The 23,671-nt window shown below is 67.8% G+C and carries 22 protein-coding genes and 2 pseudogenes; 19 read left to right on the plus strand and 5 right to left on the minus strand.

The features are described from left to right. The first annotated feature begins 259 nt into the window (after positions 1-259). The 5 genes and pseudogenes from hypF (at position 260) to ACXDF8_RS22345 (ending at position 5,770) form a co-directional block, all read left to right on the plus strand. Entirely contained in the window at positions 260-2,641 is a 2,382-nt protein-coding gene (hypF, locus tag ACXDF8_RS22325) for a carbamoyltransferase HypF (RefSeq protein ID WP_457225459.1), read from the plus strand. Further along, positions 2,614-2,889, plus strand: coding sequence for a HypC/HybG/HupF family hydrogenase formation chaperone (locus ACXDF8_RS22330; RefSeq protein WP_457225460.1), 276 nt, complete (start codon positions 2,614-2,616; stop codon positions 2,887-2,889). The genes hypF and ACXDF8_RS22330 overlap by 28 nt, the downstream gene beginning before the upstream one ends. Then, on the plus strand, positions 2,886-3,989 hold the full coding sequence (hypD, locus tag ACXDF8_RS22335; RefSeq protein ID WP_457225461.1) for a hydrogenase formation protein HypD: 1,104 nt from the start codon (positions 2,886-2,888) through the stop codon (positions 3,987-3,989). The genes ACXDF8_RS22330 and hypD overlap by 4 nt, the downstream gene beginning before the upstream one ends. Then, entirely contained in the window at positions 3,982-5,097 is a 1,116-nt protein-coding gene (gene hypE / locus ACXDF8_RS22340; protein WP_457225462.1) for a hydrogenase expression/formation protein HypE, read from the plus strand. Before hypD ends, hypE begins: the two co-directional genes overlap by 8 nt. 30 nt (positions 5,098-5,127) lie before the next feature. Continuing rightward, positions 5,128-5,770, plus strand: a pseudogene (locus ACXDF8_RS22345) (hypothetical protein). A gap of 81 nt (positions 5,771-5,851) precedes the next feature. Here the strand turns inward: ACXDF8_RS22345 and ACXDF8_RS22350 are convergent. Then, positions 5,852-7,384 (minus strand): amino acid permease, encoded by a 1,533-nt coding sequence (locus tag ACXDF8_RS22350; protein ID WP_457225463.1) that lies wholly within the window; start codon positions 7,382-7,384, stop codon positions 5,852-5,854. A 172-nt stretch (positions 7,385-7,556) separates the two neighbouring features. On the opposite strand from ACXDF8_RS22350, the gene ACXDF8_RS22355 reads away from it, so the two are divergent. Together ACXDF8_RS22355 and ACXDF8_RS22360 are read left to right on the plus strand one after the other, a co-directional pair. Further along, positions 7,557-8,606 (plus strand): putative nucleotidyltransferase substrate binding domain-containing protein, encoded by a 1,050-nt coding sequence (locus ACXDF8_RS22355; RefSeq protein ID WP_457225464.1) that lies wholly within the window; start codon positions 7,557-7,559, stop codon positions 8,604-8,606. A 10-nt stretch (positions 8,607-8,616) separates the two neighbouring features. Further along, complete coding sequence (locus tag ACXDF8_RS22360) at positions 8,617-9,429, plus strand: Fic/DOC family protein (RefSeq protein WP_457225465.1); 813 nt, start codon at positions 8,617-8,619, stop codon at positions 9,427-9,429. A gap of 182 nt (positions 9,430-9,611) precedes the next feature. On the opposite strand, the gene trxA is transcribed toward ACXDF8_RS22360, so the two are convergent. Together trxA and ACXDF8_RS22370 are read right to left on the minus strand one after the other, a co-directional pair. After that, positions 9,612-9,986 (minus strand): thioredoxin, encoded by a 375-nt coding sequence (trxA, locus tag ACXDF8_RS22365; protein ID WP_457225466.1) that lies wholly within the window; start codon positions 9,984-9,986, stop codon positions 9,612-9,614. A 29-nt stretch (positions 9,987-10,015) separates the two neighbouring features. Continuing rightward, entirely contained in the window at positions 10,016-11,395 is a 1,380-nt protein-coding gene (locus tag ACXDF8_RS22370) for a rhodanese-like domain-containing protein (RefSeq protein WP_457225467.1), read from the minus strand. Between the two features lie 287 nt (positions 11,396-11,682). Between ACXDF8_RS22370 and ACXDF8_RS22375 the strand changes: the two genes are divergently transcribed. Genes ACXDF8_RS22375 through ACXDF8_RS22390 form a run of 4 tightly spaced genes read left to right on the plus strand, consistent with a single transcriptional unit; the run spans position 11,683 to position 14,216 of the window. After that, positions 11,683-11,952, plus strand: a complete 270-nt coding sequence (locus ACXDF8_RS22375; protein WP_457225468.1) for a metal-sensitive transcriptional regulator — start codon at positions 11,683-11,685, stop codon at positions 11,950-11,952. 17 nt (positions 11,953-11,969) lie between these two features. After that, on the plus strand, positions 11,970-12,377 hold the full coding sequence (locus tag ACXDF8_RS22380; protein WP_457225469.1) for a DUF302 domain-containing protein: 408 nt from the start codon (positions 11,970-11,972) through the stop codon (positions 12,375-12,377). After that, a complete protein-coding gene (locus tag ACXDF8_RS22385; RefSeq protein ID WP_457225470.1) occupies positions 12,367-13,107 on the plus strand; it encodes a response regulator in 741 nt (246 codons plus the stop codon). The genes ACXDF8_RS22380 and ACXDF8_RS22385 overlap by 11 nt, the downstream gene beginning before the upstream one ends. Continuing rightward, entirely contained in the window at positions 13,104-14,216 is a 1,113-nt protein-coding gene (locus ACXDF8_RS22390; RefSeq protein WP_457225471.1) for a sensor histidine kinase, read from the plus strand. Before ACXDF8_RS22385 ends, ACXDF8_RS22390 begins: the two co-directional genes overlap by 4 nt. Positions 14,217-14,220: 4 nt before the next feature. Here the strand turns inward: ACXDF8_RS22390 and ACXDF8_RS22395 are convergent. Continuing rightward, a pseudogene (locus ACXDF8_RS22395) lies at positions 14,221-14,872 on the minus strand (DUF305 domain-containing protein). Between the two features lie 123 nt (positions 14,873-14,995). Then, a complete protein-coding gene (locus tag ACXDF8_RS22400; RefSeq protein ID WP_457225472.1) occupies positions 14,996-16,495 on the minus strand; it encodes an APC family permease in 1,500 nt (499 codons plus the stop codon). A 145-nt stretch (positions 16,496-16,640) separates the two neighbouring features. Between ACXDF8_RS22400 and ACXDF8_RS22405 the strand changes: the two genes are divergently transcribed. The 8 genes from ACXDF8_RS22405 to ACXDF8_RS22440 all read left to right on the plus strand — a co-directional run bounded on the left by ACXDF8_RS22405 (position 16,641) and on the right by ACXDF8_RS22440 (position 23,666). After that, positions 16,641-17,381, plus strand: coding sequence for a FadR/GntR family transcriptional regulator (locus ACXDF8_RS22405; protein WP_457225473.1), 741 nt, complete (start codon positions 16,641-16,643; stop codon positions 17,379-17,381). Then, the gene (locus tag ACXDF8_RS22410; protein WP_457225474.1) at positions 17,378-18,106 is read left to right on the plus strand and encodes a PDC sensor domain-containing protein; all 729 of its coding nucleotides are present in this window, start codon (positions 17,378-17,380) and stop codon (positions 18,104-18,106) included. The genes ACXDF8_RS22405 and ACXDF8_RS22410 overlap by 4 nt, the downstream gene beginning before the upstream one ends. A gap of 109 nt (positions 18,107-18,215) precedes the next feature. Next, positions 18,216-19,418 (plus strand): cytochrome P450, encoded by a 1,203-nt coding sequence (locus tag ACXDF8_RS22415; RefSeq protein ID WP_457225475.1) that lies wholly within the window; start codon positions 18,216-18,218, stop codon positions 19,416-19,418. Positions 19,419-19,447: 29 nt separating this feature from the next. Then, positions 19,448-20,833 (plus strand): glutamine synthetase family protein, encoded by a 1,386-nt coding sequence (locus ACXDF8_RS22420; RefSeq protein ID WP_457225476.1) that lies wholly within the window; start codon positions 19,448-19,450, stop codon positions 20,831-20,833. Continuing rightward, positions 20,830-21,534 carry an ABC transporter substrate-binding protein gene (locus tag ACXDF8_RS22425; protein ID WP_457225477.1) on the plus strand — a complete coding sequence of 235 codons (705 nt, stop codon included), beginning with the start codon at positions 20,830-20,832 and terminating at the stop codon, positions 21,532-21,534. The genes ACXDF8_RS22420 and ACXDF8_RS22425 overlap by 4 nt, the downstream gene beginning before the upstream one ends. After that, positions 21,531-22,250 (plus strand): gamma-glutamyl-gamma-aminobutyrate hydrolase family protein, encoded by a 720-nt coding sequence (locus ACXDF8_RS22430; RefSeq protein WP_457225478.1) that lies wholly within the window; start codon positions 21,531-21,533, stop codon positions 22,248-22,250. Before ACXDF8_RS22425 ends, ACXDF8_RS22430 begins: the two co-directional genes overlap by 4 nt. Beyond that, positions 22,247-23,059, plus strand: a complete 813-nt coding sequence (locus ACXDF8_RS22435; RefSeq protein WP_457225479.1) for a gamma-glutamyl-gamma-aminobutyrate hydrolase family protein — start codon at positions 22,247-22,249, stop codon at positions 23,057-23,059. The genes ACXDF8_RS22430 and ACXDF8_RS22435 overlap by 4 nt, the downstream gene beginning before the upstream one ends. Positions 23,060-23,186: 127 nt before the next feature. Then, entirely contained in the window at positions 23,187-23,666 is a 480-nt protein-coding gene (locus ACXDF8_RS22440) for a 2-isopropylmalate synthase (protein WP_457225480.1), read from the plus strand. Positions 23,667-23,671 lie beyond the last annotated feature (5 nt).

The raw sequence follows: 23,671 nt of genomic DNA on the forward strand, positions 1-23,671 counted from the left end.
GCGTCCGGATCGTGCAGGCATGCACCCTACAACGCCCCACTCGGGGCGCCCAGAGCATTGTGGACGCAAAAACGCAGACTTTCGGCGCCATTTTGTGATTGTGGTCATAGCGGCTCGGGACTAGCGTGGTGGCCACCTACCGGCGCGGACAGCCCCCGACGCGGGTGGCCGTCTCTGCTCAGGAGGGTCATGAGCGCGCCATGAACAGCATGAACACTGTTGTACCCCCGCGCCCGGTGGGCTGAGGCGGGGTGGTCCCGTGAACGTGCGCGTGCGCCTGCACATCACCGGTGTGGTGCAGGGTGTCGGATTCCGCCCGGCGGTCGCCCGGATCGCCGCCGAGTTCGGCCTCGGTGGCTTCGTGTACAACGATGCCGGGTCGGTGCACTGCGAGCTGGAGGGCCCCACCGTGGCGGTCGAATCCGCGATCGCGGCCATCCGGCACCGGCCGCCGCCGATGGCGCGCATCGACACCGTTCGCAGTCAGCGGGTCACATCGAACGGGGACAAGACTTTTCGGATCACCGCCAGTCGCAGCGGCGACCAGTCGCGCACGCTGGTACCGCCCGACATCGCGGTGTGCGCAGACTGTCTGCGCGAGATGCGCGACCCGGCCGACCGCCGCCATGGCCATGCGTTCATCACCTGCACCAACTGCGGTCCGCGCTACACCGTGATCACCGACCTGCCCTACGACCGGCCGGCTACCACCATGGCCGGATTTCCGATGTGCCCGGAGTGCGCCGCGGAGTACCACGACCCGCTCGATCGCCGGTACCACGCGCAGACCGTCGCCTGCCCGGACTGCGGGCCGCGGTTGATGTGGCGACCTCGACTCGGCGATACGGCGGCGCAGCAGTACGACGACCCGATCGGCGCGGCCGCGGCCGCGCTGCTGGCGGGACAGATCGTCGCGATCAAGGGCATCGGCGGCTTCCATCTGGCTTGCCGGGCCGATGACAGCGCCGTCGTCGCGGAGTTGCGCCGGCGCAAGGACCGGCCGGCCAAACCGTTCGCGGTGATGGTCGCCGACCTCGCGGCCGCCGGGACCATCGTGGTGGTCGACGACGCGGTGGCCGCCGCGCTGACCGCCCCGGCAGCCCCGATCGTGCTGGCCCCGAGGCGGAGCGACCGAGTTGCCGACGCGGTGGCGCCCGGACTGGGGGACCTCGGGGTGATGCTGGCCTACTCCCCGGCGCACCACCAGCTCTTCGACCGGCTGCGGGCCGGAGCCGGTTGGCCGGCGACATCTGAGCCTGTTCCGCTGGTGATGACCTCGGCCAACCAGGGCGGCTCACCGATTGTGTTCCGCGACGAGGACCTGGGCTGGATCGACGGGTTGGCCGACGTCGTGCTCACCCACGACCGGCCCATCGGGGTGCCCTGCGAGGACTCCGTCGTCACCATCGATGACCAGGGCAGTCCGCTGCCGCTGCGCCGCTCGCGCGGCTACGCACCGCTGCCGGTGACGGTGACCGGGCTGAGCACCGACACCGTCATCCTCGCCACCGGGGGAGACCTGAAGACCACCTTCGCCCTCATGGGCGGCGGGAATAACGGCGTCGGCCACACCCATCTGTCGGCGCACCTGGGTGACATGGCCGATCCCCGCACCCAGGTCTGCTTCGAGGCCGCACTGGAGCATCTGGCGTTCATGACCGAGCGCCGCCCCGGTGTCATCGCCCGCGATCTGCACCCCGGTTACGCCACCACCAGTTGGGCGCGGCGGTATGCCGGCGGCCGTCCCGTCCTCGCCGTCCAGCATCACCACGCCCACGCGGTGGCACTGCTCGCCGAGCATCGACGCCTGGGCACACCGGTCGTCGCGATCACCTACGACGGCACCGGCTACGGCACCGACGGCACCATCTGGGGCGGTGAGCTGTTGGCCATCACCGATCCGGCCCGATTCACCCGCGTCGGGCACCTTCGCCCCTTCGCGCTGCCCGGCGGTGACGGCGCGGTGCGCCAGCCGGCCCGTATCGCCTTGGACCTGCTGACCCGCGCGGGGATCGCCTGGAGCCCCGACCTTCCACCGGTCGCCGCTCTCGATGCGACCGCCCTGCACATCCTGGGCCAGCAGATCCCGCGCGGAGCGGGCTGCGTGCCCACCACCAGCATGGGTCGGCTCTTTGACGCCGTCGCCAGCCTGCTCGGCGTCTGCCAGCAGGTCAGCTACGAAGGCCAGGCCGCCGTCGAACTCGAACATCTTGCCCGCACCGGGCGTCCGGTCGCGCTGGACTTCGCCGTCGCCGACGGGCTGCTGGACCCGGCGCCGATGATCGCCGGTCTGGTCGACGGACTGCGCCGCGCGATCCCGGTCGCTGACCTGGCCGCCGGCTTTCATGCGGCGGTGGTGCGCGCCAGCGCGACGGCCGCCACCGCCTGCGCCCGCGCAGCCGGAATTCGCACCGTCGGGCTGACCGGCGGCGTGTTCGCCAATCGGATTCTGCTGCAAGGACTTCGCGATGCGCTCACCGAGCGCGGATTCGAGGTCCTCACGCACCGCGTGGTGCCCTGCAACGACGGCGGCCTGGCGCTCGGCCAGGCCGCCATCGCCGCCGCGCTGCTCCTCGACGAGCAACCGTCGGCTGTATCGGAAAGGAACGGCATATGTGCCTCGGAATCCCCGGCAAGGTGATCGAGATCTGGGAGGAGGCGGGGACCCGGATGTCGACCGTCGACTTCGGCGGCACCACCAAGACCGTGTGCCTAGCCTACCTGCCGGACATGGAGATCGGCGAATACACCATCGTCCATGCGGGTTTCGCCATCACCCGGCTCGACGAAGCGTCGGCCAACGAGACGCTCAAGATGTTCGAAGAGCTCGGCATCCTCGAGGAGGAACTCGCCGGCTCCGACGGGCAGACCAGGCGGGAACCGGCATGAAGTACCTCGACGAGTTTCGCGACCCGGCTGCCGCCAAGTCGCTGGTGGACGCCATCCGCCGCCGGGCGACCAGGCCATGGACGATCATGGAAGTGTGTGGCGGCCAAACACACTCGATCATCCGCAATGGCATTGATCAGCTACTTGACGGCGCCGTCGAATTCATCCACGGCCCCGGCTGCCCGGTGTGCGTCACCCCGCTGGAGATGATCGACCGCGCGCTGGAGATCGCCGCCCGCGAGGACGTCATCTTCTGCTCGTTCGGCGACATGCTGCGCGTTCCGGGCAGCCACCGCGACCTGTTCAGCGTGCGGGCCCGCGGCGGTGACGTGCGGATCGTGTATTCGCCGCTGGACGCCACCCGGGTGGCTGCCGAGAACCCCGACAAGCAGGTGGTGTTCTTCGGTGTCGGGTTCGAGACCACCGCACCGGCCAACGCGATGGCGGTGCTGCACGCCCAACGGCTGGGCCTGGTCAACTTCTCGGTGCTCGTCTCCCACGTGCTGGTTCCGCCGGCGATGACGGCGATCCTGAGCTCGCCGACCAATCGGGTGCAGGGTTTCCTGGCAGCCGGCCACGTGTGCTCGGTGATGGGAACCGCCGAATACGGCCCGCTCGTCGAACATTTCGGTGTCCCGATCGTCGTTACGGGCTTCGAGCCGCTCGACCTGCTCGAAGGTGTCCGCCAGGTGGTGGACCTGCTCGAGTCCGGAACGGCCGAGCTGCGCAACGCTTACCCGCGCGCGGTCAGCGACACCGGTAACGTAGTGGCCCAGCAGGTGTTGGCCGACGTCTTCACCGTGACCGACCGGCAGTGGCGCGGCATCGGCATGATCCCGGAGTCGGGTTGGACGCTGTCGCCGCGCTACGCCGCATTCGACGCCGAGCGCAAGTTCGGGGTGGGACACCTACAGGTGCAGGAGTCGGCGCAATGCCACGCCGGTGAGGTGCTGCAGGGGCTGATCAAACCCAACCAGTGTCCGGCATTCGGCACCACCTGCACGCCACGGACCCCACTGGGCGCCACCATGGTTTCCAGTGAAGGCGCGTGCGCGGCGTACTACCAGTTCCGTCGGCTTGAGACGGCGGCGAATGTCTGATCCGGAGGGCCGGAGCGAAGCGACCCGGGAATTGGGCCCCACACCCGTCACGTCCATCGATCCGTCGGACTGGGTGTGCCCGCTGCCGCTGCGCGAGACCAGCCGCGTCCTGCTGGGCCACGGCGGTGGCGGCCTGCTCTCCGAGGAGCTCATCGAGAACTTGTTCCTGCCGGCGTTCGGATCGGCGGGCGGACCGGCCCGCGATTCGGCACTGTTGACCGTCCCCGGTGGGCGCATCGCCCTGACCACCGACTCCTACGTGGTCAACCCGTTGTTCTTCCCCGGCGGCAACATCGGTGACCTCGCCGTCAACGGCACCATCAACGACCTCGCCTGCAGCGGCGCCCAGCCGCTGGGACTCACGGCCGGCTTCATCATCGAGGAGGGCCTGGAGATGGAGGTCCTCGGTGCTATTGCCCAGACGATGGGCCGGGCCGCCGCGCATGCCGGCGTCGGCGTTGTCACCGGTGACACCAAGGTCGTCGGGAAGGGCAGCGCGGACGGGCTTTTCATCAACACCGCCGGCGTCGGCGTGGTGCCCGAAGGGGTCCGGATCGGACCCGAGCAGGCCCGCCCCGGTGACCACGTGATCGTCTCCGGCAACATCGGCGAACACGGTGTCGCGATCATGAGCGTGCGCGAAGGCATCGACTTCGGCACCACGGTGACCACCGACAGCGCAGCGCTGCACCGGCTGGTGGCCGCAATGCTGGCGGCAGTCGGCGATCCCAACGCGGTACACACGTTGCGCGATCCCACTCGCGGTGGCCTGGTGGCCTCGACGGTCGAGATCGCGCGCACGGCTGGGGTCGGCGTCGAACTCGACGAGCATCTGATTCCCGTACCCGAGACGGTGTCGTCGGCCTGCAGCTTCCTGGGTCTGGATCCGCTGCAAGTGGCCAACGAAGGCAAGCTGGTGGCGTTCGTCGACCCTGCGCACAGCGAGGCCGTGCTGGCGGCCATGCGATTGCGGCCCGAGGGAGCCGATGCCGTCATTATCGGCCGGGTCGTCGCCGAACATCCGGGCATGGTGGTCGGACGAACCGCGTTCGGCACCACCCGGGTGATCGAACGCGAACTGGGCGAACAACTTCCAAGGATCTGCTGAGCGGTGACCGGCACTCGGAGCCATACCGCCGTGACCCCGGGAACGCTGGACGAGGTGGCCGTGGCGGCCCTGTCGGCCTGGGCGAGTCGACAGGGCATCGGCTCGACGGTCACCGACGTCGAACCGCTTGCCGGCGGCACCCAAAACGTCGTCATCCGGCTGCGGCTCAACGGGTGTCCGCTGGTGTTGCGCCGTCCACCGCCGCACCCGCGAGCCAACAGCAACCGGACCATGCAGCGCGAGATCGCGGTGCTGCAGACACTTGCCGGCACCGGGCCGGCTTGAACTACGCCGCGGCCCTGGCGGGGCTGAGTCGCGCCGAGTGGCAGGGCCGGCCGTTGCAGGAGTGGCAGCGCCCTGGATCGTTTCTGGCCCGCCAGGTTCCGAGCTTCCTGGCGCTGCTGGACAGTTACTCCCATGAACGCTACGACCCGGCCGCGCTCGACGTCGGTCGGCTCGCGACCTGGCTTGACGGGCACCGTCCGCCGGACGCCGAGCCAGGCATCATGTCGCGATGGCCTGCTTCAAGCTGGCGATCGTCATCGAGGGCACCTAATCGACGTACCTGGCCGGGCGAGCCCACCGGGAAGCCGGTGTGCGGCTGCATGATTCGGCTAGCCGGCTGATCGCGCTGGGGGAGCGGGTCGCCGCCGGCGACAGCCCGTTCGCCTGAATGTCGAGTGCGCGGTTTGGTACGCGACACGCCGCCGGCGTACCAAACCGCACGCTCTAAGCGCCTACCTCCCGTTTGCCGCTACTTCGTCTTGCCGACCAGCGCGTCGACCGGATCCGGCGCCCCCTCGCGATCCTTGACCACCCGGTAAGCGGCGTAGCCGACGACCAGGGTTGCCGCGGTGAAGATCAGCGCGAAGTACTGCAGCACCACCGAGTCACCCGCCGGGTTGTAGACCTCCTGGCGCGGCCAGCCGATGTTGACCACCAGCAGTCCGCCCATCACCACGGCGACCAGGTTCACCGGGATGCCCCAGCGGCCCAGGTCCATCACCGGCGGTCCGTAAGACAGGCTGGTGCCACGCAGCCGGTGGATCAACGCGGGCACGGTCACCATCAGGTAGGCCAGGTACACGATCACCACCGACACTGAGGCGATCGCGGCGAACACACTGGACTGACCCAGGTTGACCAACAGCACCAGGATCGCCAGCAGGCTCACCGCGATACCGGTGATCACCGGGGTGCCGGTGCGTTTGTTGACCTTGGCGAGGCTCTTGCCGAACGGCAGTCGGTTGTCGCGGGCCATGGAGAACATCACCCGCGACGCCGAAGCCTGGATCGCCAGCGTGGCCGAGAACATCGCCACCGCGACCAGGGCCAGCAGTGTCTTGCCCAGCCAGGTGTCGAGTTGGCTCTCGATCACCCAAGCCATACCGCCGGTTGCCAGATCGTCACCCAGGGAGGGGGCCGACATCAACGCGGCAAGGATCATCAGTCCGCCGCCGACGAAGGACACCAGCAGCGCGTTGACGATCGCCTTCGGGGCGGTGCGGCGCGGATCCTTGGTCTCCTCGGAAAGCTCTGCGGCACTGTCGAATCCGTACATCACGTAGGCGGCCATCAGCATCGAGGCCAGGAAGGCGGGCAGGTAGTGCACGCTGCTACCGTGGCCGCCGGTGTCCAGCACGGCCTTGGCAGGGTTGCGCTCGGCGGTGAAGAACATCGCCGCGATGATCAGCACCACGCCGACGATCTCGATCGTGACGCCGGTGACGGTGATGCGGGCCATGAACCGCACTCCGGCGGCGCTGATGATGGTGCACAGCACGATCGTGATGGAACCCAGGATGATCCCGTTGGTGGCACCGTCCACAGACAGCGGATCGATCTCGGTTCCGACCAGCTGGAAGCCGCTCCAGATCGGCGGCAGCACGGTCTGCATGGCGATGGCCAGCGCGGCAATGCTGACGATGTAGCCGATCAGCATGAACCAGCCGGCGAACCAGCCGACGGCGTTGCCGGCGAGCCGCCGCGACCATTGGTAGATCGCCCCGGCGACGGGGAACTTGCCGGACAACTCGGCGAAGACCAGGCAGACGCAGAACTGGCAGACGAAGACGATTGGCCAGGTGAAGAAGAACGCCGGCCCGCCGAGGGCGAAGCCCAGCGGGAAGAAAGCGAACACCGTGGTCAGAATCGAGACGAACGAGAAGCCCGAGGCGAACGCGGCGTAGCCGCCGATGCCCCGGTGCAGTTCCTGGGTGTAACCCAGTTCGGAAAGGGTGTCGGCGTCCTCCTGGGAGGAGATCGCCGGATCGAAGCTGGCGGTCATGCGGGTGTGCTCCTATGGTCGGGTCGGCCGGATCAGCGCTGACCCGGAGCTAATAACTGTCGTGTGACAGAAATTAGGGCAGGCGTTTGTCGGCGCTGTTTCCTGCTCATCACATCTGCGTGACCACCCCAAGGTCGCGCGGTGTGAGGCCGGGCAGGCGAGAATCGACGTCATGCCCGCTGACTCGGAGTCCAGCCGGAGCCTGATGGCGACCGTGGCGGACATCGATGCCGCCGGTGACGACGCCACGCTGCGTTCCGCGGTGCAGCAAGCACAGCAGGCTGTCGCCGCCGGCCTGTCCCGGCATATGCCCACGCAGACCCTGGCGGCCTGCTGGTCGGAAGCGATCCGCAGCACGGTGGCGACAGCCGCGCGCCTGGTCGCAGCGGCGGGCGACGGACCGCAGCCCCGGTGGACCTGGTTCGTCTCCGGCAGCGGCGGGCGTGGGGAGGCCGTGCCCGGCTCCGACGTCGAGACGCTGGTCTCCCTTACCGACGACACCGACGACGCGGGCAAGACTCGGGCGTTGGCCTTGGCCGCGGAGGTGCACGCACTGCTGGAGTCCTGCGGCATGCAACTCGACGACAACGGTGTGCTGGGCAGCCGCCCGCGGTTCTGTCGGCGCGATGCGAGCTGGGTCGAAGGTGTTGAGCGCTGGGCGGCGCAGCCGGAGCTGGACCGTGGCGTGGTGATGCTGGGCCTGGTGGCGGACGCCTGGAGTGTCACCGCGACCGAACGCCGGGAGCGGCTCCGCCCGCATGTGATTGACGCCGCTGGGCGCCATCCGGGAGCGCGCAAGGCGATGCTGCAGGACGCCACCTGGGTGCGCGCCTCGGTCCCGTCTCGGCTGCGGATCTTCGCCATGCAGGCCGACCGCGCCGACCTCAAGGCCGCTGTGATCGACCCGATCGTGAAGATCGCGCGCTGGGGCGCATTGTCGGCCGGATCGGCGGCGTTGACCACCCTGGAGCGGCTCGACGATGCGGCGGCGGCCTCGGTCATCGACGCCGACGACGCGGCGAGCCTGCGGGACTCCTACGTGGCGCTGTCCCGGATTCGCTGGCAGCGGCGGTCGGCGCGGTGGCTGGCCGGTGAAAAAGTCGACGATATCGTCTCGATGTCACAGCTGGCGCCGCAGGCGCGCGCCCTAGTGCGAACGGCGGCGCGCGAGGTCAACGGGGTCCGGCGCAAGCTGCACTTCCTGTCTTCGATACCGCGATAGACCCCGCCGGATGGACTCCGTCGACCGACTTCCCCCCGCCCTGCGCCACGGCCTGGAGCAGACCCTGGCGGCACAACGACTGGAGGGATGGCGGCCCACCGACCATCATCTGGCGACCCTGGCCGAGGTGATCTCGGGGCGGCGGGCCTTCGCCGACTACCTCGTCGAACACCGCGCTCGCCACCCCGCGCCACAACGACCACGCCGTACGTTTCGCCGCCGACGCCCGTATCTGATCCCGGGTACGGCCATGTTGCGCAACAACTTCGGCACCGAATCTCCCGAGGTGCTGGCCGAGTTGGAGTTCGTCGCGACGGCTGGCCGTACCGCCCAATGGCATCGGCACCTGATCGCGGACCGGCTCGGTACCGAGGATCTCGACATCTGCGCGCTGCACCAGCACGTCTTCGCCGACGTCTACTGCTGGGCCGGACGGCTGCGAATCACCGAACTGCGGCGCGGCGACACCGTGTTCGCCCGGCAGGTCGACCTCGCCGACGCGGTTGCCGGACTGGAGCAGCGGGCCAGGGCAATTCCGGCGACTGTGGAACCTGGTGACAGCGCCCGCCTGGCATACGAGTTCGCCGGATGGTACGCCGACTACAACCAGGTGCATCCGTTTCGCGAGGGCAACGGCCGCACCGGAACCCTGCTCCTACATACGCTTGCCGCACTCTGTGGGCATCGGCTGGACCTGTCGGTGGTCAGCCGCCCGGAATGGTATGCGGCTTCGCGCGACAGCGCGCCGTACCGGCGCGGCGGGGCGGCGAATCCCCGCCCCTTTCTTCCGGTATTCCTGCGCGCCTTGTCGGTCGCCGAATGACTCTGTGGCCCAGCGGTGTTCAGCGAGGCGTCGGCTGGGAGGCCGCACACGTGCACCACTGATTGGCGGGCACGGAGCGTTGGACTTCTGCGACGTGTTCGCCGCAGCCGGCCCAGGTGGTCTTGTGGCAGCGCGGACATTCAACGGGATAGCACATGGTCAGCTCCTTCTGATTTTCAACACTATGCGTCGGACTTTGCTTTGTGGGCGGCAATCGTCGCATGCACCTCGGCCATGTCGAGCGCCTTGATCTTGGTGATCAGCTCCTCGAGGGCCGCCGGTGGCATGGCGCCCGGCTGACTGTAGACGAGGACCCCCTCCCGGAACGCCATGATCGTCGGGATCGACCGAATCTGCAGCGCAGCGGCGAGTTCCTGCTCGGCTTCGGTATCGACCTTGGCGTGCACGACATCGGGGTGGGCCTGCGCGGACTTGTCGAACACCGGGGCGAAGGCGCGGCACGGGCCGCACCAGGATGCCCAGAAGTCGACGAGCACGATGGGGTTGTCGACGATCATCGACTCGAAGTCGTCGAAGGTCAGCTTCACGGTGGTCATGATTTCCTCTTCTCTGGTTTTCGGTCCGGTCAGGCGGCGACGTGGGCCTCTGCCCACGCGTTGTAGCCGCCCGCCAAGTCGGTGACGTTGTCGAAGCCGTTGGCCCGCAGCAGCGAGGCGGCGACGCTGGAGCGCCAGCCGCCGGCGCAGTGGACCACGATCGGCCGGTCGGTGGGAACGTCGTCAAGGCGAATCCGCAACTGCGCCAACGGGATCGGCAGTGCACCTGGGATCACGCCATTGTCGCGCTCACCGGGGTTGCGGATGTCGATCACGGTGACGGCGTCCTGCGCCATCAGCCGGTCGAGGTCCGCGACGTCGGTCCGCGGGGCGGTGCGGACCAGGTCACGCAGCTCGTCCGGGAACTGGCCGTCGTGCTCGACGTTGAGATAGCCGACGGCATTATCCGAGCCGATCCGGGTCAGCCGCAGCGCAGCGTCCTGTTCCTCGCCGGGGTAGGTGACCAGCGCGATCGTCTCGCCGACCTCGGCGACCATGCCACCGGTCTCGGCGAAGCGGCCGTCGAAGCCGACGTTCACCGAGCCACGCAGGTGGCCGGCGGCGAAGTCGTCCACCGAGCGGGCGTCGACCACCCGGATTCCGGCCTCCAATGCCTCGCGCAGTTGCGCCGGCGCCATCTCCGGGATCGACCGCGACTGGTTGAGCAAGGGGTGGACCCGCTTGTTCATCGCGGCGTTCACCGAGAAGTAGGCGGGCGCGGCGGGCTGGCCGTTGGTGACCAGTGCCACGAACTCGTCGACACTCATCGGCTGCACGGACGGGTTGGTCCGGCGCTGCTCGCCGATCGTCGAGGTGAGTTCAGTCGAGAGATTCTTGCCGCAGGAGGACCCGGCACCGTGGGCGGGCATCACCGTCACCGAATCGGGGAGCGCGAACAGCGTGTCGTGGATCGAGTGGTACATGGCGCGGGCCAGGTCGCTGGTCGAACTGTCACCGATGTTGACCAGGTCGGGGCGGCCGACGTCGCCGATGAACAGCGAGTCGCCGGTCAGCACGGCGACCGGCGCCGACGCAGCGTGCTCGCGCACCACCACGCTGATCGATTCCCAGGTATGGCCCGGGGTCGAGAGGATCTCCAGGTCCACCTCGCCGAGCGAGATGTGCTCGCCATGGCCCAGACGCCGAATCGGGTAGTCGGTCTCGGCGGCCTCGCCGAATCCGATCCACGCGCCGGTGGCGTCGACGAGCTCGAGGTGTCCGGAGACGAAGTCGGCGTGGAAGTGGGTGTTGATGACGCCTTCGATCCGAAGGCCGTACTTCTGGGCGTCCGCCAGGTACTCGGCGATGTCGCGGCGCGGGTCCACGACGACCGCGCGTCCGGTGGTCTGGTCGCCGATCAGGTAGGACGCGTGCGACAAGCACTCGATGTAGTACTGCTCGAGGATCATCGGCTGAACTCCTTGGCGTTGGGTCTTCGGTACCGCGGGATGCGGTCACGCTCTCCTCAACATACCCCATGGGGTATTCATTCCCGAGGCCGCAAGATACCTGCAGGGGTATTTCTGGTCCGGTAGGGAAAAGCCCTCCTGTGGGCACGAATCGATACGGGTTGTGACGCCGGCCGATCGTGACGCAACTCGTCGGGTCCTCGCCGCGATGCGGGCATGAAACGAAAGGCGGTGGCGTTATACCCCCGCGGGTAAGCTATACCTAACAGACGTGAGGAGGGTTCACCATGGTTGGTGATGAAGATGCCATTGCAGCGGTGCTCAACCGCCTGCGCCGGGCCCAGGGCCAGCTCGCTGGGGTCATCTCGATGATCGAGCAGGGCCGCGACTGCAAGGACGTGGTCACCCAGCTGGCCGCAGTGTCGCGTGCGCTGGACCGCGCCGGGTTCAAGATCGTCGCAACCGGTCTGCGCGAGTGTGTGACCGGCACGGCGGCCAACGGCGACGCCCCGATGGACGAGGCGGAGCTGGAAAAGCTGTTCCTCGCACTGGCGTAGGGGGCACAGTGGTGAGTATGGATATCGCGCTGTCGACCACATTGCACGGATCGTTCGGGGATGCGTTGACCCGCACCCGGGAGGCGCTCGCCGGACAGGGCTTCGGTGTGCTGACCGAGATCGACATGAAGGCCACGCTCACCGCGAAGCTGGGCGAGGCGGCCGGCGATGACGTCGGCGACTACGTAATTCTGGGTGCCTGCAATCCGCCGCTGGCGCACCGGGCGGTCACGATCGACCCCCAGATCGGACTGTTATTGCCCTGCAACGTCGTCGTGCGCAGCGATCGCGCCGGAGTCGTCCACGTGGAGGCGATGAACCCCCAACTGCTGGTGGGTGTGACCGGACAGGCCGAACTGCAGCCGGTCGCCGACGAGGTGACCACCAAACTGCAGGCGGCGATCGACTCGCTCAGTGACGGCTAGCGAGGCTCCTGCGCGCGGATACCGAGCGCTCGTCGTCGACGACGAGGTGTCGCTGGCCGACGTGGTCGGCGGTTACCTACAGCGGGAGCACTTCGAGGTGGTCTCGGCCGCCGACGGTGCCGAGGGCCTGCGGCTGGCCCGGGAAACCGATCCCGACGTCGTCGTCCTGGATCTGAGCCTGCCCGGTATCGACGGGTTGGAGGTCTGCCGCCAGCTCCGGACCTTCTCCGATGCCTACGTGGTGATGCTCACCGCGCGCGATACCGAGATCGACACGATCGTCGGCCTTTCCGTCGGCGCGGACGACTACATGACCAAACCGTTCAGTCCGCGTGAGCTCGTCGCCCGGATCCAGGCCATGCTTCGTCGGCCGCGCACCGTGCGGCACGCGGCCGACGCAGTCAGCGCCGCGGTGGCCGAACCGCCACCGCGTGTCTTCGGTGATCTGCGGATCGACGTGGCAGCACGCGAGGTCGCGGTCGGCTCTGAGCCCATCAATCTCACCCGAACAGAATTCGATGTGCTGGAGGCTCTTTCGTCCCGGCCGGGTCTGGTATACACCCGCCGACAGCTACTCGAGGCGGTATGGGGCGACGACTGGTTCGGCAACGAACACCTGATCGACGTCCACATCGGGCACCTTCGCCGCAAGCTCGGTGACGACCCGGCCAAACCACGCTTCGTATCGACGGTGCGCGGCGTCGGCTACCGAATGGGCAGCGGCCGGTGAGGCGCTCGTCGGGGCTGAGCACCCGGCTGCTGCTGGCGCAGCTGCTGGTGCTGGTGGCCGGGGCGCTCACCACCGCGGTCGTCGCCATGCTGGTCGGGCCGCCGCTGTTCCGCGAGCACCTGCACCGGGCCGGCGTGCCCACCGACTCCCATGAACAGTTCCATGCCGAACAGGCCTACACGTACGCGACCGCGATCTCGGTGGGCGTTGCGATCGCCGCTGCGGCACTGACCGCCATCGCCGTCACCTGGTATGCGGGGCGCCGGCTGCGCCGGTCGTTGTCGGAGGTGTCCACCGCCGCCGCCCGGATCGCCGACGGACGCTTCGAGGCCCGGGTGTCTCCGCCGAACCTCGGGGCCGACTTCGACGCGCTGGCCGGTGCGTTCAATGCGATGGCCGCGCGCCTACAGGACGTCGAGGCCACCCGCCGGCGGTTACTCGGCGACTTAGCACACGAGGTCAGGACACCCGTATCGGTTCTCGAGGCCTACCTCGAAGCGGTGGAAGACGGCGTTAAAAACGTTGACGCCGAGTCTATTTCGGTGATGCGGGATCAGGCCCGACGGTTGGTTCGACTATCTGAGGACCTCAACGCGCTCACCCAAGCGGAGGAGGGGCCGACGATCTCGGGCGGCTGGGCCGCCACCGAGGCCTTCGTAGGCCGTGCCCTGACAGCTGTGGCAGATCGCGCGGCCGTCGGCGGTGTCAGCCTGCATTCGAGCCTCGATCCCGCTGCCCGACGGCTGTGGATCGACGCCGATCGGTTTGGTCAGGTACTGGGTAACCTGCTGGACAACGCGTTGCGTCACACCCCGCCCGGCGGTCGAATCGATGTCGACGTGGTCGCGCGGGGAGCGGCCACGGTCATCACGGTGGCCGACACCGGGGAGGGCATCGCGGCCGAGCATCTGCCGCACGTTTTCGAACGCTTCTACCGGGTGGACTCGGCCCGAGGCCGCACCAGAGGGGGCAGCGGTATCGGCCTGGCCATCGCAAAGGCCCTCGTCGAGGCCCACAACGGCAGGATCGCGGTCGGCAGTGCCGGAGCCGGTGCCGGCACCGTCTTCACCATCGAACTGCCGTCGGTGCCCGCTGCCGTCGAGGCCTGACGCGCTAGAGCGAGGCGAGGATCTTGTTCATCTCGTCGATCTCCTGCTGCTGACTGTCGACGATCGACTTCGCCAGTGCGACCGTGGCAGGGTATCGTCCCTGGCCGATTTCCCTCTGCGACATGGTGATTGCGCCCTGATGATGCTGGATCATCTGGGTGCGGAACAGCCGGCTCGCCGCAGTGCCCTGAGCGTCACGTAGCGCAGCCATGTCCTCGTCGGACATCATCCCCGTGCCCATATCCATGCCGGGCATGTCTTGGCCGGGCATGTCATCCATGCCGCCGGGCGTCATCGGCATCGCGGGAACACCCCACTGCGACAGCCAGCCCTGCATCTGCTCGATTTCCGGGGCCCTGTGCCGCCTTGATCTGGTTGGCCAGGGCGGTCACTCGCGGGTCGATGCCTTGTTTGCCCAGGATCTCGTCGCTCATCTCGATGGCCTGCTGGTGGTGGGGGATCATCTGCTGGGTGAACATCACGTCGGCGTTGTTATGCGCCTGAGTATCTTTCGCGGCCGTCGTGGAGCTTGCCGCTGCGGTCGCCGAAGTCGGGGCGGTGCCGCTCGGTGCCGGCTTGGTGGTGCCGCTACAGCCGGCCAGTGCGATCGGCGCAGCCACGGCGGCGCTTGCGACGGCCATGGAACGGGTGTTCATCGTGATGCGTCCTCTCAGTCCGGTACGCGCGGCGGGCTGCCGCACCGTCTGTCTTCGAGGGTTGCCGCCGCTGATACGGCTTCGCTAGTCGTTCGATGAAGATTCGACGAACGTGGGTGGGGTCTACTCGGGAATCGCGTCGGAGTAAGGGGCTGTGCTGCGGTCGTGTAGCGGATGCACGACCATGTACAGCAGGCCGATCCCGACGACGATGGCCGAGGACAGCGCCACGATCCAGTTGTCGTACCACGGTGCGTCAGGCGTGCGCGGCCACACCATGTTGACCATGGCGGTGACGCCGTAGACCAGCGCGGCGACGTTCACGGCCAGTCCCCACTTGCCGAGTGTGTATTTGCCGCTGGGCACCCAGCCCTTGAGCCGGGCGCGCAGGGCGGCCAGCACCACCATCTGGAACGCCAGGTAGATACCGAATGCGGCGAAGCTGATGATCTTGGTGATCGCATCCGTCGAGAACTTCGAGCCGACCACGATCACCGCCGGAACGAGAGCGGCCAGCAGTAGCGCGTAGGGCGGAACGTGCCGGCTCGGGGAGAACTTCTTGAGCAGCGAGCTGCCCATGATCATGCCGTCGCGGCCGTAGGAGTAGGCCAGCCGGCTCGCGGCCGCCTGCAGGCTCATCGCGCAGGACAGGAACGAAATCAGCACGATCAGCAGGACGATTCGCGCGCCGCCAGTGCCGAACGCCGCGTTGAGTACGGTGCTGACCGGGTCGGCATCCTCGCCGGCGATCACGGCAGGAATGTCGCTTACCGCCAGGACCAGTGCCAGGCAGACGAAGGTTGCCGCAGCGCCCCCGACGTAGATCGTCCGGCGCATGGCCTTGGGGATCAGGCCGCCGGGGTTGGGCACCTCCTCGGCGACGTCGCCACAGGCTTCGAATCCGTAGTACTGGTAAATGCCGATCAGCGCCGCGGCGGCGAAGGCCCACAGGTAGTTGCCGTCACCGCCGGCGCCGAACCGGTCGAAGACGATGCCGAGATTGTGCTCACGGTGGGCGATCAACAACCAGCCGCCGACTGCGAGTGCTCCGATGATCTCCGCGGTGAAGCCGATAATCGCTGCGGTGGCAAGAACTTTGGTGCCCATGAAGTTGATGACGGTCGCCACGGCGAGAAGTGCGAGAGCGAACAGGATGGTGTTGTTCACCGTGACCTCGGCGCCGAAAGCGGCTGCGACATAAGGTCCGGCGCCGTACACCACCGACGCGATGGTCACCAACAGCGCCACCATGTAGACCCAGCCGGTCATCCACGCGTAGCGGCGACCCCACAGCCGGCGGGCCCACGGATACACCCCACCGGCCACCGGGAACTGGGCCACGATCTCGCTGAAGATCAGCGCCACCAGCAGCTGGCCCACGCCGACGATCAGGAAGCTCCAGATCATGGGCGGGCCGCCGGTGGCCAGGGCGTAGGCGAACAACGTGTACACGCCCACCACAGGGGACAGGTAGGTGAAGCCCAGCGAGAAATTCGCCCACGGACTCATGTCACGCTTGAACTCCGGCTGATAGCCGAGCGCGTGCAGATGGCGGACGTCGTCTTCCTCGTGGAATCCGAAGTAACCGTCGTCGGGCGGAGTGGGCGTGCTGGATGTGGTCATGTGACTGCCTTCCTCCGTGGGGCCGGGCGTGGCCAAAAACTACAGAACTATTGTTTAGGCGGCAACAGGAACGGCGGAAATCGGCGAAGATCAGGTAAGTTGCCGACGACGGGCCCGTCGTCGGGCGTGCGCTGAGGAGGGGTCGATGTCGTCACTGTCGCCGCTCGTCACGCCGGAAACCTCGGTGAGCCGGGCCGACGAGATCGTGCAGCGGATCACCGAAGCGATCCACTTGGGGCTGCTCGACGACGGTGAACGGCTACCCGTCGAAGTCGACCTGGCAGCTCAGTTCGGCGTGGCGCCGATGACCGTGCGGGAGGCGCTGGCAACACTGCGCGAGCAAGACCTCGTCGAAACGCGACGGGGTCGCAGCGGCGGCTCGTTCGTACGGCGGCCCTCCGGTCCGCCGGTCGACCAACTCACCGCGCGCTTGGCCGCGATGAGTGCGTCGGATCTGCGTGATCTGTTCGACGAGCACACCGCCATCGCGGGTCAGGCGGCGCGGCTGGCTGCCGAGCGCGCCGCGTCCTATGCGGTGCGGCGGCTGTTCGCCCTGACCGATCAACTGGGGTTGGCCGCGACGCTGGGAGACCGGATCCGGGCCGACAGTCGATTCCACATCCAGGTCGCGGTTGCGTCGCAGTCGGCCAGGCTTGCCCGTCGGGAGGCGAACCTGCAGGCGGAGGTGGCGGGATTGATCTGGCTGCCGATCGGCCAGCCCGTCGACGTCGCCGCGCACGTCGAGCAGCAGCACGACATCGCCGCCGCGGTGGCCTCGGAGAACCCCATGGAGGCGCGTCGGCTCGCCGAGGACCACGTCATGGGTCAACTGGCCCGTCTGACCAGGATCAATCTCGAGCTGTCGACCGAGGGGGCGGTCCGATGAGCGACGCGCTGGCACGCGATCTGGCCGCGCAGGCCTCGCGAGCCCTCGAACCCATCTATGGCCTGCTGGGCCGGGTCGCCACCGAGGTGCTACGCAGCCGGCCGGCCCGCGCGGCCCTGACCGAGGCGCACTTCAGCGACCTGCAACGCCTGCTCGCCGAGCTGCTCACCCACGAGCAGGCGATCTGGGGAATGGGGTTCGTCGCCGCGCCTTCCGTGGTGGACGGTCGTGAGCGGTACATGGCCTGGTGGCAACGCAACCACCAGCGGGTGGCGCGGCTTCGGCTGAACTTCGACCCCACCAGTATCGACGTGTACGACTACCTCCAGATGGACTGGTACCAACTGGCCCAGCGGGGGCAGGAGCGGGTCGCTTACGGCCCTTACGTGGACTACAGCGGTTCGGATCTCTACACCATCACCGCGACCATCCCGGTGGTCGCCGACGGCATGTTCCTCGGGGTCGCGGGCGCCGACCTGTCCGTCGGCGAGGTGGAGCGCGCACTCATCGAGGTGCTGCGGCAGACTGCGGAAGACGCCGTGGTGGTCAATACCGAGCGGCGGGTGATCGCCGCCAACACCCCGCGCTGGATCGTCGGGTCATTGCTTGCGTCGATGCCGAAACCGGGTCCGGAGGGCGCTGCGACCGGCTTCCGCGCCGTTGCGGAGATGCCGTTGGGCACCGAGTGGGTCGTGGCCATCGCCTGGCCGGAAACGACGGTCTGAAAACTTCCCGTTACCGGCGTGAGCCGATCGTGTTTCGCCATTGACTTTAACCATACAGTTTTAGAGTATTTAACGACGTTTCCCCGCCCCGCTGCCTGAGGTGATCTGCATGTCGTCTGCCGCTGTCGACCCGGTACCCGCCTTCGACGTCGCCGACCCGGCGTTTTCCATCAGTTCTGAGGTCGTCCACCAGGCTCGCGAGCGCAGTTGGTATGCGACCACTCCCTACGGCATCGCCGTGCTGCGCTACGAGCAGATGAACAAGCTGTTGAAAAGTAGGCAGCTGCGTCAGGGCTCGATTGCCTGGCCGGCCCACAACGGCGTGACCGACGGCCCCTTCGCCCGGTGGTGGTCGAGCTGGCTGCTCAACAAGGAGGGCGAGGAGCATCGGCGGCTGCGCCGGCTGATGACCCCGGCGTTCTCCCAGCAGCTCATAGTCAGCCTCGTGCCCCGATTCCAGGCGCTGGCAGGCGAACTCGTCGACAATTTCGCCGAACCCGACCGCTGTGAATTCGTCAGCGAGTTCGCCGAGCCCTACTCGGCCCGCGTCATCGCGATCATGCTCGGACTTCCCGAGCCGGAGTGGGAGGTCATCGCCACCGAATCCGCGACGCTGGGTCTGGCGATGGGGGTGACCCTCAAACAGGATCTACCCAAGATTTCCGACGCGCTGGCCCGGTTGTATGCCTATTGCGACCAGGTGGTCGCCGAGCGCCGGGCCAACCCGCGCAACGACTTCGTCACGGCTCTGGTCAACGCCTCATCTCCCGAGGAGGGCCGGCTCAGCGATGAAGAACTACGAGATGCTCTGGTGTTGTTGATCTTCGGCGGCTTCGACACCACCCGCAACCAACTCGGACTGGCCATGCAGACGTTCCTGGCTCATCCCGACCAGTGGCAGCTGCTCGGGCAGCGACCCGAACTGGGAGCCAGGGCGGTCGAGGAGGTCATGCGGGTCAATCCCACCACCCGCTGGGTGACCCGTGAGGTCATCGAGGACTTCGAGTACGAGGGCGTGCTGTTGAAGGCCGGAACTACCGTGCATCTGTACGCCGAATCGGCAGGCACCGACCCCCGGGTCTTCGCGCCGGGCTTCGACCTCACCGCAGACCGTAAGCCGCACTTCGGTTTCGGTGGCGGGGTGCACTACTGCCTCGGACATTTCGTCGCACGCGCCGACATGAGCGAGGCGCTGCCGCTGCTGGCCCGCCGGATGCGCGACCCCCACGAGCTACCGGGTGCCAGCTGGCTACCGGATTCCGGCAACACCGGGCCCAACACGCTTCCCATCGGGTTCACCCCCGGCTCCTGACCACCCGATCCGGCACCGAAAGGATCCCGATGAGCACCACCGCGCTGGACGCCCACCGCCAGGCCAACGCCGTCAGCCCCGACCTGGCCGCCGCACTGGAGACCATCTCCGAGCGAGGCGTGGAGTTCGTCTACTTCCAAGCGATCACCATCACCGGCCGCGTCGTCGGCAAGGTGGCCCCGGGCCGGCACTTCGAACGGCTCGCCGTCAAAGGCGTGCAGCAGCATCAGACCGCTGTGGCCAATCTGCAAGGTACGCGGGAGGGGATCCTGCTCGCCGGCGGGGTGAACGCCCCCGAGTACACCGCACTGCCGGACCTGGACACCTTCGCGGTTCTGCCGTGGGACACCAGCTTCGCCCGGGTGTTCTGCCGGCTCTACGAACCCGACCATCTGCCCGAGGGTGCGGGCGCGGAGTTCGTGTCGGACACCAGGGGACTGCTGCGCCGGCTGCATGCCGGGTTCACCGACCGGACCGGCCTGGAGCTGCGGACCGGATGCGAACCCGAGATGACTTGGCAGGGTGAGGGTTTAGAAGCCCAGTTCCGGCCGGGATCCAGCCCGGCCTACCACATCGAGCATCTCGAGCGGAACCGTCCGATCGTCAAGAAGGTCATCGAGTACGCCCAGGCGCTCGGTCTTGACATGGTCGAAGGCGACTACGAGGACGAGTTCCAGGTGGAGCTCAACTTCATGTACGACCGCGCCGACCTCACCGCCGACCGGCTCACCACTTACCGGCAGATCTGCAAGCAGGTCGCCCGGGAGCTCGGCATCCAGGCGAGCTTCATGCCCAAACCGCGAACGGGCATGATGGGCAACGGTTGTCACCACAACTTCAGCCTCTGGCGTGACGACGTGAACGTGTTGGCCGAACCGGGCCGCCGCGACCTGCACCTGTCCGAGATCGGCAAGCACGCCCTGGGCGGTCTGCTGGCGCACACCGCCGGCGCGATGCTCATCAACGGCTCGACGGTCAACTCCTACAAACGCTATTGGGACGTCGGGCAATTCGCACCGTCCCGGATCGACTGGGGTCTGGACAACAAGACCTGCACGGTGCGGCTGTCCACCGTCGGGCGGCTGGAATACAAGCTGCCCGACGCCGCCGTCAACCCCTACCTGTCCCACGCGGTCATCCTGGCAGCCTGCGAGGACGGGATGAAGAACGCCATCGATCCCGGGCCGCCGACGCAGGGATCCTCGTACGACACTGCGCAGGACGACCGGTTCCCCGCGCTGCCGCTGACCCTCGGCGAGGCGATCGAGGCGTTCCGGACCGACGACCTGCTGACCTCAATCTTCGGGCCGGCGCTGTCTGAGTTGCTCGTCGACTTCCACACCGACGAGTGGGCCCGATTCTGTGGATACGTCACCGATTGGGAGCGAGATATGTACTGGGATGACACACCGTGACCGCGCCCTTGCGGCTGGCCTGCCTGGATGCCGAAGCACCGCCGCTGTTTTCGCTGTGGACACCGGAACGCGGCCGCACCGGCTATGAGCCTGGCGTGGCCGAAGCGCTCGGCGCCGAACTGGGCAGGCCGGTGGAATGGGTGCGGGTGCCGTGGGTCGACATGATCCCGGCGGTGCAGCGCGGGGACGCCGACGCCGTGCTGTGCGGCCAGGGCATCACCGCAGAGCGGCTGACCGAGGTTGATTTCACCCGGCCGTACGCGGTCTTCCACGAAGGCGTGCTGGTGCGCCGCGGTGCGGGCATCCACAGCCCGCAGGACCTGGTGGACCGCAAGGTGGCGGCCATCGAGAACAGCACCAACATGACGCTGGCGCAGACCCTCGCCGGGGCGATCCCGGTGGCGTTCGGCGCGGGATCCGAAGACGTCTACGCCGACATGCTCGCCGCGTTGCGCGCCGGTGAGGTCGACGCCGTCATCGACGACGACGTCGTGTTCGTCCCGCTTGGTGCCACCCACCCGGACTACGAACTTGCGTTCACCGTGCAGACAGCGAACAAGTGGGGGATCGCGGTGGCCAAGGACCGGCCGGACACGCTGGCCGAACTCGACGGCGCGCTCGGCCGGCTGATCGACTCCGGTGCGCTGCGCGAGGTGTGGACCACCTGGCTGCCGACCCTCGACTATCCGTTCGGGCAGTGAGGGAGCCACGGCCACTGGTTGCCGTGGTCGGGCAGCGCTGCACGCAGGTGCCGATCCTGCGGTTCTCGGCAACCGTTGCCGCCGAGGCGATCTGCGAAGCGGTGTGGGCGGCCGGCGGGGAACCAATGGTGCTGCACGGCCCGGCCGCCGATCCATGCGTCGACCTGCCGCACCGGCTGTCGCGTTTCGACGGTGTGGTGCTGCCCGGCGGGGCCGACGTCGAGCCCCAGCGCTACGGTGCCGAGCCGCTGCCGCAGACCCGGGCCGGATTGGCGTTCCAGGACGAGTTCGACCTGGGCGTCATCGCCGCGGTGCTGGACTTGGGCACACCGACCCTCGCCATCTGCCGGGGGATGCAGGTCCTCAACGTCATGCTCACTGGCACGCTGGTGCAGCATATCGCGGAAATGAGTACTGCACACCATAATTCGATCCATAAGGTGAACGTTGACAAGGCCTCACGGTTGTACAGCATCGTCGGCGCGTCGCGCATCGAGGTGTCGTCCTATCACCATCAGGCGCTCGGACGGCTGGGGCGCGGCCTGAGAGTCAGTGCGACAGCCGACGACGGTGTCGTGGAGGCCGTCGAGCATTGCGACGCCGACGTGCTGGCCGTCCAGTGGCATCCCGAAGACCGCCATACCGTCTCGGCCACCGACGCCGCGATCTTCGGTGACCTCGTCGAGCGGGCCGCTCAACGAAAGCAGGAACGATGACCACCGACTGCCGGGTGCGTCGCGAGGACGTCATGCCCGATCTGGCGATGCCACCGACTCCCCGGGCGCACATCTGTGTGCTCGGCTCGCTGAACTATCCCGACGTCAGCGCCGCAGCCGTCGACCTCATCCGCAGGTTCACTCGCGTGGCGCTGGCCACACTGGTTGATCTGGGTGCGTCCTTCGAGCTCTGGGACACCGGATTGGCACTTGAAGATCCTTCCGCCGCAGCTGAGTTCGACGGTCTGCTGCTGCTCGGCGGGGGCGACGTCGACGGGAGCTGTTACGGGGCCACCGTGCCCAACCCGACCACCTATGGCGTCGACGTCCGCGCGGACCGGGACGCGCTGGACGCGATCGCGGCGGCGGAGGCGGCAGGCCGCCCGATCTTCGGCATCTGCCGGGGCTCGCAGCTACTCAACGTCGCCCGCGGCGGCACAATCATTCCCGACATCGTCGACTTCGCGCTGCACCACGGCGCCCCCGGGGAACCGGAGTTCGTCGACGAGCCGATCGACATCGTGCCGGGCACCGGGCTCGCGTCGATTCTCTGTGCCACGCGGGTGACCGGTCGATCAGGCCATCACCAGGCCGTTGACACGGTCGGGCGCGGGCTGGTGGTCGCGGCCAGGGCACTCGACGGCATCACCGAGGCCGTGGAGGACCCCGAACGCTTCTATCTCGGCGTGCAATGGCATCCCGAGGACGACGACGGGCCGCAAGCCGATCGGCTGCTCCTTTTCGATGCCTTCCTCACCGCGGCTCAGCAGTCGCGAACTCACTTGCAGCGCCTCGGTGACGAGGTCTAGCATCGCCATCGTGCACAGTGCGCTCGTCGTAGTAGCTACCCGCAGCGGGGTCTGATCCAGGCCGACCCCCCGCTGTGGGTCGAAGCTACGACGTCGGTCACCTCCCGCTCGACGAGAAGACCGAATCATGACCCCGCACAGCACTACTATCGCCGAACCACTGCCGCGCTTTCGCGGCCCGCTGCCGGCTGAACTGCGCGAACACTGCGAGACCATGCCGTGGTCGGCATTCACCGCGAGGTACAGCGCCACCGGAGGGCCGGTGCGCCTGGGCTCCTGGGAGTGCGACGACGCCGACCGCGCCGCAAGCCGGATCGGCCCGCAGCCGCGCCGCTTCCGGGCGACCCTGGCGATCGGCGACCGCATCGAGACCGCGATCGCCCACGCCAGCGGGCCGCTCGCCGCACTGACCGCGATGCTCTACGAGCGGGGTATTGGCGTGGAGATGATCCGTTTTCACCAGCTGACGTCGGGTCGGCACACCGCCACATTCATGCAGGGCTGCAACGGCTTTCAGCGCGAATGGGCGATGGGCTGGTCTGAGGACCCCACCGAGTCGGCGCTGCGCGCGATGATCTCCTGCGCCAATCGGCTGCTGGCGAACTGACGCCG

This window comes from Mycolicibacterium sp. CBM1 (genome assembly GCF_054073305.1).